The organism is Marinifilum sp. D737, assembly GCF_026672275.1.
Classification (GTDB): Bacteria; Bacteroidota; Bacteroidia; order Bacteroidales; family Marinifilaceae; genus Marinifilum.
Window position 1 is genome coordinate 59,683 of the sequence record NZ_JANQCD010000001.1, and the last position, 13,364, is coordinate 73,046.

Annotated in this window: 11 protein-coding genes; 9 read left to right on the plus strand and 2 right to left on the minus strand. The window is 35.4% G+C overall.

Annotated elements, in window-relative coordinates:
• Positions 1 to 1,020 (minus strand): lysylphosphatidylglycerol synthase transmembrane domain-containing protein, encoded by a 1,020-nt coding sequence (locus tag NQ163_RS00270; RefSeq protein ID WP_268188317.1) that lies wholly within the window; start codon positions 1,018 to 1,020, stop codon positions 1 to 3.
• Between the two features lie 219 nt (positions 1,021 to 1,239).
• Here NQ163_RS00270 and rsmA point away from each other — a divergent pair, with 219 nt between their 5' ends.
• From rsmA to rodA, 8 genes are all read left to right on the plus strand, one after another.
• Positions 1,240 to 2,031, plus strand: coding sequence for a 16S rRNA (adenine(1518)-N(6)/adenine(1519)-N(6))-dimethyltransferase RsmA (gene rsmA / locus NQ163_RS00275; RefSeq protein ID WP_268188318.1), 792 nt, complete (start codon positions 1,240 to 1,242; stop codon positions 2,029 to 2,031).
• A gap of 24 nt (positions 2,032 to 2,055) precedes the next feature.
• Positions 2,056 to 3,417, plus strand: coding sequence for a magnesium transporter (gene mgtE, locus NQ163_RS00280; RefSeq protein WP_268188319.1), 1,362 nt, complete (start codon positions 2,056 to 2,058; stop codon positions 3,415 to 3,417).
• 241 nt (positions 3,418 to 3,658) lie between these two features.
• Positions 3,659 to 5,191: a bifunctional phosphoribosylaminoimidazolecarboxamide formyltransferase/IMP cyclohydrolase gene (gene purH / locus NQ163_RS00285; RefSeq protein WP_268188320.1), complete on the plus strand. Its 1,533-nt coding sequence runs from the start codon at positions 3,659 to 3,661 to the stop codon at positions 5,189 to 5,191.
• 80 nt (positions 5,192 to 5,271) lie between these two features.
• Positions 5,272 to 6,294: a rod shape-determining protein gene (locus tag NQ163_RS00290; RefSeq protein WP_110361167.1), complete on the plus strand. Its 1,023-nt coding sequence runs from the start codon at positions 5,272 to 5,274 to the stop codon at positions 6,292 to 6,294.
• Positions 6,295 to 6,337: 43 nt separating this feature from the next.
• Positions 6,338 to 7,165, plus strand: coding sequence for a rod shape-determining protein MreC (gene mreC / locus NQ163_RS00295; protein WP_268188322.1), 828 nt, complete (start codon positions 6,338 to 6,340; stop codon positions 7,163 to 7,165).
• Positions 7,162 to 7,665, plus strand: a complete 504-nt coding sequence (locus NQ163_RS00300) for a rod shape-determining protein MreD (protein WP_268188323.1) — start codon at positions 7,162 to 7,164, stop codon at positions 7,663 to 7,665. The genes mreC and NQ163_RS00300 overlap by 4 nt, the downstream gene beginning before the upstream one ends.
• A gap of 16 nt (positions 7,666 to 7,681) precedes the next feature.
• Positions 7,682 to 9,523: a penicillin-binding protein 2 gene (gene mrdA, locus NQ163_RS00305; RefSeq protein WP_268188324.1), complete on the plus strand. Its 1,842-nt coding sequence runs from the start codon at positions 7,682 to 7,684 to the stop codon at positions 9,521 to 9,523.
• Between the two features lie 33 nt (positions 9,524 to 9,556).
• The gene (rodA, locus tag NQ163_RS00310) at positions 9,557 to 10,981 is read left to right on the plus strand and encodes a rod shape-determining protein RodA (RefSeq protein WP_268188325.1); all 1,425 of its coding nucleotides are present in this window, start codon (positions 9,557 to 9,559) and stop codon (positions 10,979 to 10,981) included.
• On the opposite strand, the gene NQ163_RS00315 is transcribed toward rodA, so the two are convergent.
• Complete coding sequence (locus tag NQ163_RS00315; protein WP_268188327.1) at positions 10,935 to 11,558, minus strand: acyl carrier protein phosphodiesterase; 624 nt, start codon at positions 11,556 to 11,558, stop codon at positions 10,935 to 10,937. The genes rodA and NQ163_RS00315 overlap by 47 nt on opposite strands.
• 241 nt (positions 11,559 to 11,799) lie before the next feature.
• On the opposite strand from NQ163_RS00315, the gene NQ163_RS00320 reads away from it, so the two are divergent.
• Positions 11,800 to 13,155 (plus strand): cyclic 2,3-diphosphoglycerate synthase, encoded by a 1,356-nt coding sequence (locus tag NQ163_RS00320; protein WP_268188328.1) that lies wholly within the window; start codon positions 11,800 to 11,802, stop codon positions 13,153 to 13,155.
• Positions 13,156 to 13,364: the final 209 nt, after the last annotated feature.

A 13,364-nucleotide genomic window follows, 5' to 3' on the forward strand; every position in this document is an offset into this window, starting at 1 on the left:
TTAGGCTTTTGCTTTGTTGTTAATTAATTCTTTACGGTTGGCAAAAGGTAGAGCTATTACTGATAATGCTCCTACTATAATTATCATGGCAGTTTGTGCTCCGTGAACCACCAAAGCAAAACTTCTGGACATGCTTTCGATGTTGTTAACACCTGGAAGATATACCAATAATGTACCAATTACCATGAAATGCCATGCACCAATTCCACCTTGTACAGGTGCTACCATTCCAAAAGCACTCATTACGAATACAGTTAATCCGGCAAGTGCAGGTAGGTTGGAGGTGAAACCAAAACTAAAGAAACAAATGTAGGTCATTAGGTAATACATCACCCAAATGAATACAGTGTGTAGAATAAATGGCCATTTGTTTTCTATTTTTTTAATGGTTCTAAAACCATCCATAAAGTTTTGAAGTGTTTGGTCAATTTTTTTGAAAAACCCAGTATGTCTAAATTTCTTTCTTAGTAACCAAATTACTAGGGTAATTGCAATTAATGTGTACAAGGTATAAGCAGAGGCAAATACATTCGACAGTTTTTCACTTACTTCGGGGTTGTTAACGAAGAAGTTGGCAATTACAGAAAATTGAGTAGATAAGGCAATTAATAAGAATACGATAAGCATGATGATATCAAGAACTCTTTCTAGTACAACGGTTCCTACCAATTGTGAAAATGAAATTTTCTCATACTTGCTAATGATTCCACATCTGGAAATTTCTCCCATTCTAGGTAAAGCTAGGTTGGCGAAATAGCCTACCATTACTGCCAGGAATGTATTTACAGTTCTAGGTTTTTTACCTAATGACTCAATTAATAGATTCCATCTTATGGTTCTGCTTATATGACTTAGTAAGCCAAAAAACAGAGAAAGAAGAATCCAGTAGTAATTTACATCGTTTTTTATCGTATGTAATAATTCCGATGGGTTTTGATCCCTGTAAGTGACCCAAAATAAAGATGCACCTATTGAAAAGAAGATTAAAAATTTAAGAGTATTTGCGAGCTTTTTCTTCAATTTTGATATTTTTAATGTTAGAATTTTTACAGAAAAAACTAACAATGATTAATTTTTCGGCACGAATACCAACTTATTCGGTATTAAGTCCTAATTTTGCCGAGCATTAAATGTAAGCTACAAAAATAAGTAAATGTTTGAAATCTCCTTTGAAAAGCTATCGTTTTTAACTTTCGTTAATCACAAATGCATGTTTAAAAGAGAATAAAAAGGATAGGTATGGGATACGTTAGGGCGAAGAAAAATCTAGGTCAACACTTTTTAAAAGACCTCAATATTGCAAAAAAAATTGTGGAAGGTTTAAAGGCTGACAAAGTTTCTAAGGTATTGGAAATTGGCCCGGGGATGGGTGTTTTGACACAATATTTATTGCAAAAGGATGCATTCGAAACGCACGTAGTAGAGATTGATACCGAATCAGTAGCTTATTTAAAAGAAAACTATCCAAATTTATCTGATCGCATTATTGGGGAGGATTTTTTAAAATATGATTTGTCAAAGATTTTTAATGAATCTTTTGCCGTAATCGGAAACTTCCCATACAATATATCATCGCAAATATTTTTTAAAATTCTTGAGCATCGCGATCAAGTTCCGGAAGTTGTTGGAATGATTCAAAAAGAAGTTGCCGAACGTATGAGTGCAGTGCCAGGAAATAAAACTTACGGGATATTGAGTGTTTTAATGCAAGCATTCTACGATATTGAGTATTTATTTACTGTAAGTGAAAAAGTATTCGATCCACCTCCAAAGGTAAAATCTGCTGTTATCAGAATGACAAGAAATACAACCTCTGATTTGGAGTGTGATGAAAAATTATTCTTTCGAGTCGTGAAGACGGGGTTCAATCAACGCCGTAAAACTTTACGAAACTCCTTAAAGTCGATATTGGGAGAATACAAGCTGGAAGATGATCTGATGGCAAAAAGACCAGAGCAACTAAGCATTGAGCAGTTTGTGTATTTAACCAATAGAATTCAGGAGTTACTGAATATGCAGTTAAGAGAATAAAAATTACACCTAAAATTTATTGTTATGCAATTTGAATTGACTCGCGAATATATCGATGAAATTAAAAGAGTAATCGAAGAAAAGAATGAAGCTGAGGCAATTGGTTTAATGGAAGAATTGCATCCAGCAGATATTGCCGAAATCTACGATGAATTAAGTATTGATGAGGCAACATTCCTATACCTATTACTTGATGGAGATACTGCCGCAGATGTATTGGCAGAATTAGAAGAGGACGATAGAGATCGCTTTGTGAAGACGCTACCTGCAGAAGTAGTTGCTAAAAAGTTTATAGACAAGATGGACTCTGATGATGCTGCCGATGTTATTGGCGGTTTGTCAGATGAGAAACAAGAAGAGATTCTCTCTCATATTGAGGATATTGAGCAGGCCGGAGATATTGTAGACCTGCTGCATTATGATGAAGATACTGCCGGTGGTTTGATGGCAAAAGAGCTGGTCATTGTAAATGAAAACTGGACAGTTCTTACATGTTTGAGAGAATTAAGTCGTCAAGCCGAAGATATTGATGAAATCTACTATGTATATGTTGTTGATGATGATGGAATTTTAAAGGGTACATTGTCTTTGAAAAAGATGATTCTGAGTCCAACTTCGGCCAAAATTATCAATATATACCAACCTGATGCCATGTCAGTTCATACTGATGAGGAAGATGAAGAGGTTGCACATATAATGGAAAAATACGATTTGGTTGCCATTCCTGTAGTTGATAGCATTGGACGATTGATGGGACGTATTACCATTGATGATGTTGTGGATGTAATTCGTGATGAAGCTGAGAAAGATTACCAAATGGCATCAGGTTTGGCCGAAGATGTTGAAGCTAGTGACTCCATTTGGCTTCAAACAAGAGCACGTCTCCCATGGCTAATTATTGGTTTGATAGGTGGAATTTTTGCTGCCATGGTTATATCAGTTCATGAAAAAGGACTTGAACATACCCCTAAACTGGCATTTTTTATTCCCTTGATTACTGCGATGGCAGGTAATGTTGGAGTACAGTCATCAGCAATTATTGTACAGGCAATTGCCAATAATTCACTTGGTTTCGAAAGTACCTTTAGCCGTTTGTTGAGAGAATTGGGTGGTGCTTTAATTAATGGATTAACTTGTTCGTTGTTATTATTTTTAAGTACCTATTTTTTAACTGATAATTCTGTAGCATTAACTTTGTCTATTTCTGTAGCATTATTTGCAGTTATCATTTTTGCCGCTATTGCAGGAACCGTAATTCCATTAATGTTGAATAAGGTAAAGGTTGATCCAGCTGTGGCAACTGGACCATTTATTACGACTTTAAATGATATTGTTGGGTTATTTATTTATTTATCAATCGGAGCGTACTTCTTAATGTCTATTTAATTCAAAAATAGAGGGCATAATTTTAAAATTGGAAGCCATAAATTTTGATTTATAAAAAGTTGAACAAAAAAGAATTTCATTGGTCGGATTTTTTTAGGTTTTTCTTAACTTTGCATGAGGTTTCTGGGGATCTTGTAAATTATTGTAGATGAATGATTTGTAAAATCACCAAGCCAAGATAGTTTTTCGAAAGGAAAATTAATTTATACCATTTTATAAAATACCTCCAAAAAAAAGAATTATGAAGAGAGCTCTTATCAGTGTTTTTGATAAAACAAATGTTGTTGAGTTTGCTAAGGAACTAACCGAAATGGGTTGGGAAATTATTTCAACAGGTGGAACATCTGCAAAGTTTAAAGCAGAGGGAATTCCTGTAATGGATGTGTCTGATTTGACTAAATTTCCTGAGTGTTTCGATGGTCGTTTAAAAACCATTCATCCACATGTGGAAGGTGGTATTCTTGCAATTCGCGACAATGAAATACACCAAAAACAAATGGTTGAGTTGGGGATCGATCCAATTGATATTGTTGTTTGTAACCTTTATCCGTTCAAACAAACGGTTTTAAATCCTGATTCAACTCATGAAGATATTGTTGAAAATATCGATATAGGTGGACCAACCATGTTAAGAGCTGCAGCTAAAAATTACAATTTTGTTTCAGTGATTACCGATCCGGAAGATTATTCAAAAGTAATTGAAGAATTAAAGGAGTCAGGAGAAACTAGCAAGGAGACAAAAGAATATTTAGCAGCTAAGGTTTTTGAACACACAGCACATTACGATGCTTTGATTTCTGGTTATTTCAATAAAAAATTGAATGTGAAATCACCAAAAACTTTAACCCTAACATACGAAAAGAAACAAGATCTTCGTTACGGAGAAAACCCGCATCAAAATGCAGCCTTCTATACTCAGATTCAGGAAACAGAAGGAACATTAACTGCGGCAAATAAAATTCACGGTAAGGAATTATCGTATAACAATATTGGTGACACCGATGGCGCTTTGGAAACATTAAAAGAGTTCGAAGAGCCAACCATTGTTGCTGCCAAGCATGCTAATCCATGTGGAATTGGTAGTGCTGAAACCCTTGCTGAAGCGTTCCAGAAAGCTTACGATGCCGATCCGGTTTCTATTTTTGGTGGAATTGTTGCAGCAAACCGCGAAATTGACAAGGCTACAGCTGAAATCATGAGTGGAATTTTCCTGGAAGTAATTGTTGCTCCTTCATTTAGCAAGGAAGCTCTTGAAGTGCTTACCAAGAAGAAAAATTTGAGACTTTTGGAATTACCTGAAATCCTAAAATCGGATTATACTGCTATGAAAGGTAGAACTGTATTGGGTGGATTGTTAATTCAGGATCAGGATCAGAAATTGATTGGAGAAGAATTAAAAGTAGTTACCAAAAGACAACCATCAGAAAAAGAGATGGAAGATTTGATGTTTGCATGGAAGACAGTGAAGCATGCAAAATCGAATGGTATCGCCTTAGCAAAAGACAAAACCACTACTGGTGTTGGACCAGGACAGGTTAGTCGCATTTGGGCTTTGGAAAATGCAATTCGCCAGGGAGCAGAAAGAATTCAGGGAAGCGTTATGGCTTCTGATGCCTTTTTTCCATTCTCGGATTGTGTTGAAGCAGCTCATAAAGCAGGAGTTACCGCAATTATTCAGCCAGGTGGATCGATAAGGGATGAAGATTCAATTAAAGCAGCTGACGAATTCGGTATTGCTATGGTGTTTACTGGAATGAGACATTTTAAACACTAAATTAATTGCAATTTTGGATGCAGAATTTATTTCTGTATCCAAATGCAACTAAAATAAGATAACAGAGATATAGCTACCATATGGGATTATTTTCATTTTTAACTCAGGAGATTGCTATTGATTTGGGGACCGCTAACACGATTATTATTTGCAATGATAAAATTGTTGTTGACGAACCTTCGATTGTAGCTCTCGATCGCCGCACCGAAAAAATGGTTGCGATTGGTGAGAAAGCTCGCCAGATGCAAGGAAAAACACACGAAGATCTGAAAACCATTCGTCCATTAAGGGATGGTGTTATTGCCGACTTTAATGCGGCAGAGCAGATGATTCGAGGGATGATCAAGATGATAAACAAAAAACCTCGATTGTTTCCTCCTTCGTTAAGAATTGTAGTTTGTATTCCATCTGGTAGTACCGAGGTGGAGATGCGTGCGGTACGTGATTCATCGGAACACGCTGGAGGTAGAGATGTTTATATGATTTATGAGCCAATGGCCGCAGCTATAGGTATTGGAATTGATGTTGAAGCTCCGGAAGGAAATATGGTAGTGGATATAGGTGGTGGTACAACCGAAATTGCAGTTATTTCTCTGGGAGGTATCGTTACCAACAAATCAATTCGTATTGCAGGTGATGATTTGACTGTAGATATTCAAGAATACATGCGTCATCAGCACAATATTAAAATTGGTGAAAGAACAGCTGAAGAAATTAAAATTCATGTAGGTTCTGCTTTGTCGGAGCTCGAAGATCCACCAGCTGATTTTCGTGTTCAGGGACCAAATCAAATGACAGCATTGCCAATTGAAGTGCCAGTTTCATATCAAGAGATTGCTCACTGCCTAGAGAAATCAATCTCAAAAATTGAAATTGCAATTTTAAGTGCTTTGGAGCAAACGCCGCCAGAATTGTATGCCGATATAGTAAACAGAGGTATCTATTTAGCTGGAGGTGGAGCTTTGTTGCGTGGTCTTGATAAGAGATTAACCGATAAGATTAATATTCCATTTCACATAGCGGAAGATCCATTGAGAGCTGTTGCGCGTGGAACTGGAATTGCCCTTAAAAATGTTGATAAATTTTCGTTCCTGAGAAGATAATCAGGAGCGAAATCATATTTTATACTCAGGAATTGATTTTCGAATGAAGAATCTGTTGCACTTTATCGTACGATTTCATTTTACGATTTTATTTATTGTATTCGAAATATTTTGCTTGCTGTTGTTAGTCAATTATAACAACTATCAAAAATCAGAATTCCTGAATTCAAGTAATGCCATTAGCGGAGGAATCTATCAAAAAGTATCCTCCGTTACTGACTACCTTTCTTTAGCCAAAACCAATGAGGAGTTGAATCGTGAAAATGTAAGGTTGCGAAATCTTTTACACTCATCCTATAAATTAACGACCGATTCTTCTTTCATTTTTTTAGATACAATTTACAAGCAGCAGTACATTTATCGCACGGCAAAAATTATTAACAACTCTGTTAATAAACAATTGAATTACATAACCCTTAATAAAGGTAAAATTCACGGAATTGAGCGTGAAATGGCGGTTGTAACCGATAATGGTGTAGTTGGTGTTGTAAAAAGTGTTTCTGATAACTTTGCTTCGGTTATTTCTGTATTGAATGATCGATTGAGGATTTCGGCAAAGTTGAAAGGGAATAATTATCATGGATCATTAATTTGGGATGGCGTTGATTATCGAAAGGCCATGCTTAAAGATATCCCATTTCATGTAAAAATAGCCAAAGGTGATACCATTGTAACGAGTGGCTATTCAGCTATTTTTCCTGAAGGACTTCAGTTGGGAGTGGTTGATGAAGTTATGACCTCTTCAGGTAGTAATTTTCAGAATATCAAAGTTTTACTTTCGAATGATTTTAAAAGTTTGTCATACGTGAAAGTGGTGGGTGATTTAATGAAAGAGGAGCGATTAAAATTAGAGGAGGAAGCAACGGAATGAACATCATCTTAAAAAATACCATTCGATTTGTTGTTCTTGTATTAATTCAAGTTGCAATTTTAAACAACATACAGGTAAGTGGATTTGTGAATCCTTACATGTATATTCTATTTATCTTGTTGTTGCCATTCGAAATACCCAATTGGTTGCTGTTGTTACTTTCTTTTATTCTGGGACTAAGCATTGATGTTTTCAGTGGTACAGTAGGGATGCATGCTTCAGCTTGTGTTTTTATGGCTTATGTTCGACCTTATGTATTGAATTATTTATCGCTTCGTGATGGTTATGAAGTGGGGACTTATCCGGGAATAGCACATTTTGGTTTTGCATGGTTCTTTAAATATGCATTAAGCTTAATTGTGGCTCATCATAGTTTCTTGTTTGTTGTTGAGGCATTTTCATTCGCCAATTTTAGTGAAACCGTTATGCGAATAATTTTTAGTACATTTTTCACGTTAACCTTAATAATTACCTCGCAATTTTTGATGTTTAAAAAATAGATCAATCTTATAGCAAATGAATAATTTCTCGAATAGAATATATGTAATAGGAGGAATCTTTGTTTTGGTTGTTATCATTTTTATGATCAAACTTTTCAATCTGCAAATTGTAGATGATTCTTATAAGTTATCGGCAGAAAACAATTCTCAACGTCAAGTAACCCAATATCCTGCTCGAGGATTAATTTATGATCGAAATGGAGAACTTCTTGTTTATAATCAGGCAGTTTATGATGTGATGATTATTCCCAGGCAAGTAAAAGTTTTCGACACTCTCGATTTTTGTACTCTTCTTGGAATAGAGAAATTAGATGCCATTCAAAGGTTAAAAAAGGCCAAGAACTACTCCTATCGTAGGGCATCAGTTTTTTTGAAGCAGCTATCATCCGAAAAGTATGCCGTATTGCAGGAAAAACTTTATAAATTCCCTGGGTTCTTTGTGCAACCACGTACATTGCGTAAGTATCCAAGACAAAGCGCGGCACATGCATTGGGATATCTTAATGAAGTAAATAATAAGGAAATAAAAGCAGATTCTTACTACAGTCAAGGAGACTATATAGGTAAAAGTGGAATAGAATTGACCTACGAGAAGGACTTGCGTGGAGAGAAAGGTAAAAAGATCTATTGGGTTGATGTTTACAACAGAATAAAAGGCTCTTATCGAGATGGTAAATTTGATAAGCAACCCATTTCAGGTAAAGATTTGGTATCTACTTTAGATATTAATTTGCAGGAGTATGGCGAACTTCTAATGCAGAATAAAAAAGGTGGTATCGTTGCCTTAGAACCATCAACAGGAGAAATTCTGGCTAAAATATCTAGTCCTGGTTATGATCCTGAGATGTTGGTTGGTAGAGTTATGAGTAAAAACTACCGGGCATTGGTGCAAAACGATAGTTTAAAACCTTTGTTTGATAGAACATTGATGGCTCAATACCCACCAGGCTCAATTTTCAAAATGGTCAATGCTTTAATTGGATTGCAAGAAAAGGTAATAAATCCATTTACCCGATTTGAATGCCATAGTGGTTATCATGTTGGATCATTTACTATGGGATGTCATGCTCATGTTTCTCCTTTGGATTTAAGAAGTTCAATAATGCATTCATGCAATGCTTATTATGCAAATACCTTCCGTTATATTGTAGAATCTCCAAAATTTGGTTCTGTAAATAATGGTTACGATGTTTGGAGAAATCATGTAATGTCTTTTGGATTAGGAGAGCGTTTGGGAACAGATTTACCCAATGAATTGAGAGGTGGAATACCAACTTTAAAATATTATCTAAAGAAGTATAGGAGAAAAAATTTACGCGCTCTTAATATGATTTCCATTTCAATTGGTCAAGGAGAGCTATTGATTACTCCTTTACAGATGGCTAATATGTGTGCTGCAATTGCCAATAGAGGTCATTATTATACCCCCCATATTGTTAAAACAATAGGTAAAGAAAAGGGTATTGATGAAAAATTTACTACCAAGCATGAAACAAGTATTGATTCTTCTTATTTTTCTTCAGTAATTGATGGTATGGAGATGGTTGTGACGGGAGGAGCTGGCAGTACAGGAGGTTTAGCTGCAGTACCCGGTATTCGTGTATGTGGTAAAACAGGAACTGTGCAAAATGCCCATGTAAAAGATCATTCAGTATTTGTTGCTTTTGCACCACGTGAAAATCCAAAAATTGCCATTTTGGTTTATGTCGAAAATGGAGTATGGGGTTCACGATATGGAGCTCCAATTGCAGGTTTGATGATTGAAAAATACATTCGAGGAGAAATTTCAGATGGTAAAAGGTGGATAGAAAAAAGAATGATTGAAGCCGATTTAATTAATCAATCAGAAGAAAAGTAGAAATTAACAATTGAAAAATCACAAAAAATAGATATGACCAGAAGAGTGAGCTTGATAAAGAATTTAGATTGGTGGACAATTTTATTGTATGCTTTGCTTGTTTTTTTGGGATGGATTAATATTTACGCAGCTGTATATAACGAGGAACACCAAAGTATTTTTGATATAAGTCAAAGGTATGGGAAGCAATTGATGTGGATTGGTGCTGCTGCAGTATTGGCAATTGTAATTCTTATTGTGGAGAGTAAGTTTTATTCCGCTTTTGCTTATCCCACCTATATTTTTATGCTGATACTTCTCGTTGCTGTTTTGGTGCTCGGACGAGATATTAAAGGAGCAAAATCATGGTTCGAATTGGGCCCAATTCGTTTTCAACCAGCTGAGTTTGCAAAGTTTGCCACTTGTTTGGCTATTTCAAGATACGTCACGCAGTATAATTTCAAAATTCACAAGATAAAATCGCTCTTTATTTCTGGATTGATTTTGTTTACACCAATGGCATTAATTGTACTGCAAGGTGATGCAGGATCTGCATTGGTTTATTCTGTTTTCTTGTTGGTTTTGTATAGAGAGGGATTATCAGGGATTGTATTGTTTTTAGCATTTATAGCAGCCTTATTATTTGTATTTACCTTGTTATGGCCCAAATTCACGGTACTTTTAATAATAGTTTGCACAAGTCTTATAGTTTCAAAAGCATATGGTTTAAAATGGTCAGCTTTTGTAAAGGCAATAACGATGTTAGGAGTAGGTTTTGCTTTGGTGTGGTTAGTTGCAAAAGGATTGAAAGTAGATGTTTCCAATTACCTTATTTTAGTAATTTCTTTAGGAATATGTGCTGTACCTTTTTTGGTACATACCTATAAAAACAAGTTGAAAAGTGTTGCATGGGCTATATTCATTGTTTTTGGGAGCATCTTCTATACTTTTTCGGTGGGATATATCTTTGAAAATATCTTAGAGGTACACCAGCGTACCAGGATTAATGAGCTTTTAGGTATTGAATCAGATCCTTATGGAGCAGGATACAATGTAGCACAATCCAAGATTGCTATTGGGTCAGGAGGTTTTTCTGGTAAAGGGTTTTTAAATGGTACACAAACAAAATTTAAGTTCGTTCCTGAACAAAGTACCGATTTTATCTTTTGTACCGTTGGCGAAGAATGGGGATTTTTGGGTTCAAGCTTTGTATTGCTTTTATTGCTTACGCTTATTTTACGCTTATTATTTTTAGCAGAGCGTCAGCGATCAGCATTTAGTCGTGTATACGGATATGGAGTAGCCTGTATTTTATTTTTTCACTTGGCAATTAACGTTGGAATGACCATTGGTTTAGCGCCAGTAATCGGTATTCCATTGCCATTTTTCAGCTATGGAGGTTCATCTCTATGGTCTTTTACCATTCTGCTGTTTATTTTCCTTCGTTTGGATGCCAACCGTTTGGAGTTGCTACGTTAATATGATGTTCATTTTGAACATATTTTAATATGTCTTCTATAAATAGTTTGAATTTATTTTCAAAATCTACATAGTTTTCTTCCAATGCCTTAATTGCATAAGTTGAATTATCAGGCAAACTGGTTCTTCTGGCCATGATATCAAGGGCTGTTTGCAAACCATCGATATTAGCATAGCTTTCTAATCTTCTGCTCTGAATTAGGAAAGGAAGAAACATTTTTACTTTTTTAGGTAGCAAAAGGTAGTTTTTTACCAATGTTTCGTGGGAGCTTGTTACAAAATCTTTAATGGGTAATAAGTGATAATTTTGCCAGAACTTGGCCAGGAAATGATCAAAAATCAAGTCAACAACTACACCAGAGTATCTGCCATAACCTTCCTTTAGTATTTGTGAGCTTGCAAGTACCAATGGGTGTTTGTCTGTGAAATGATCAATATTTCTATGTAATATTATCCCTTTTTGGATATCTGGATGATACTTTTCATACTTTCTTCCTTTGACATAATCGCCGATAAAGTTTCCAACTCTCACCTTTTCCGAATCACCAGATAAATACAAATGCGCTAAAAAATTCATGAAGCAAAAATACAAAAAAGCAAACTAGGTGAATGAATAACTTGAGTTATAATTGTTTGAACAAAAGATTAACCAAATAAGTTACGTTTAATTTGCATCAATGTCAAGTTTTTATATCGTGTTAAGCAACACGCAGAAAATAAGCAATTAAAGTGTGTTAAAATTAGCATAATTCCTTTAAAGTAATAATTTTATAAACTCATAAACTTAATGTGAAATTTTAAATAAAGAAGGAGAAATTATGGCTAAAAAAAATGTCATTATTGTTGGTGCTGCGGGTCGTGATTTTCACAACTTCAACACCTATTTCAGAGACAATTCAGAGTACAATGTTGTTGCTTTTACGGCAGCTCAAATTCCTGATATTGATGGAAGAAAATACCCTGCGGAGTTGGCAGGTTCTTTGTATCCAGATGGAATTCCTATTTATGCAGAAGAAGATCTGCCTAAATTAATAAAGGAACATTGTATTGATGACTGCGTTTTCTCTTATTCGGATGTATCGTATAAGACTGTAATGAACGTAAGTGCAATTGTTAATGCAGCAGGATCGAACTTTAAATTATTAGGTCCTGGAGATACAATGATTAAAAGCTATAAGCCGGTTATTGCGGTTGTTGCAACTCGTACAGGTTGCGGTAAATCTCAAACATCACGTAAAGTTATTGAAGAGTTAATGGCAAAAGGATTAAAAGTAATTGCCATTCGTCACCCAATGCCTTATGGCGATTTGGTAGCTCAAAAGGTACAACGTTTTGCAACAGTCGAAGACTTAAAAAAACACAAATGTACTGTTGAGGAAATGGAAGAATATGAGCCACATGTTACAAGAGGTAATGTAATTTATGCAGGTGTAGATTATGAAGCAATTGTGCGCGCTGCCGAAGAAGATCCTGATGGATGTGATGTAATTCTTTGGGATGGTGGAAATAATGATTTCGCATTCTATAAGCCAGATATGACAATTACCGTTGCCGACCCACATCGCCCTGGAGCTGAATTAAGCTATTATCCGGGTGAGGTTAATTTAAGAATGGCTGATGTAGTGGTAATAAATAAGATGGACTCTGCTGCACCTGAAGGAATTCAGGAAGTACGTGAAAGTATTGCCTATGCAAATCCTAAAGCACAGGTTGTTGACGGAGCATCTCCTATAAGTGTAGATGATCCTGAAATGATTCGTGGAAAACGTGTTTTAATTGTTGAAGATGGACCAACTTTAACTCATGGAGAGATGAAGATTGGAGCTGGGACAATTGCAGCACGTAAGTTTGGAGCTGCAGAGGAAATTGATGCACGACCATATCTTGTAGGTAAATTAAAAGAGACTTACGAAATCTATCCGGAAATTGGCAATATTTTGCCGGCTATGGGATATTCAGATCAGCAATTAAAAGATCTTGAAGCTACCATTAATGCTAGCGATTGTGACACGGTTATTATTGGTACACCTATAGATTTGAATAGAATTATTAATATCAAGAAGCCAAATACTCGTGTTTACTATGATTTAGAAGAAATTGGTTATCCAAAAATGTCACACATTATCAACCAGTTTGTAAAGGATCATAATTTAATTCAAGAAACTGTTGAGTGATTATATAATTGATTAAAGGTGATGAAAGAGGAGTAGATTTTATCTGCTCCTCTTCTTTTATTTGTGATTATAATGATTGACTCAGATCGTTAATAAAATATGCTATAAAATAGTTTTGCTGATGATAACCTTTTTAAAGAAATAGGAGTATAAGAGCTATTGCTGCCCTAAAGTATCAGCAATAAAAGCTATTACCTAAACTACTATTT

Excerpts from the sequence above, each read along its gene's own strand:
- mrdA (WP_268188324.1), top strand. The coding sequence starts at position 7,682 with ATGAATAATTTCTCGAATAGAATATATGTAATAGGAGGAATCTTTGTT.
- NQ163_RS00315 (WP_268188327.1), bottom strand. The coding sequence starts at position 11,558 with ATGAATTTTTTAGCGCATTTGTATTTATCTGGTGATTCGGAAAAGGTG.
- rsmA (WP_268188318.1), top strand. The coding sequence starts at position 1,240 with ATGGGATACGTTAGGGCGAAGAAAAATCTAGGTCAACACTTTTTAAAA.
- rodA (WP_268188325.1), top strand. The coding sequence starts at position 9,557 with ATGACCAGAAGAGTGAGCTTGATAAAGAATTTAGATTGGTGGACAATT.
- mgtE (WP_268188319.1), top strand. The coding sequence starts at position 2,056 with ATGCAATTTGAATTGACTCGCGAATATATCGATGAAATTAAAAGAGTA.
- NQ163_RS00290 (WP_110361167.1), top strand. The coding sequence starts at position 5,272 with ATGGGATTATTTTCATTTTTAACTCAGGAGATTGCTATTGATTTGGGG.
- purH (WP_268188320.1), top strand. The coding sequence starts at position 3,659 with ATGAAGAGAGCTCTTATCAGTGTTTTTGATAAAACAAATGTTGTTGAG.
- NQ163_RS00320 (WP_268188328.1), top strand. The coding sequence starts at position 11,800 with ATGGCTAAAAAAAATGTCATTATTGTTGGTGCTGCGGGTCGTGATTTT.
- mreC (WP_268188322.1), top strand. The coding sequence starts at position 6,338 with ATGAAGAATCTGTTGCACTTTATCGTACGATTTCATTTTACGATTTTA.
- NQ163_RS00300 (WP_268188323.1), top strand. The coding sequence starts at position 7,162 with ATGAACATCATCTTAAAAAATACCATTCGATTTGTTGTTCTTGTATTA.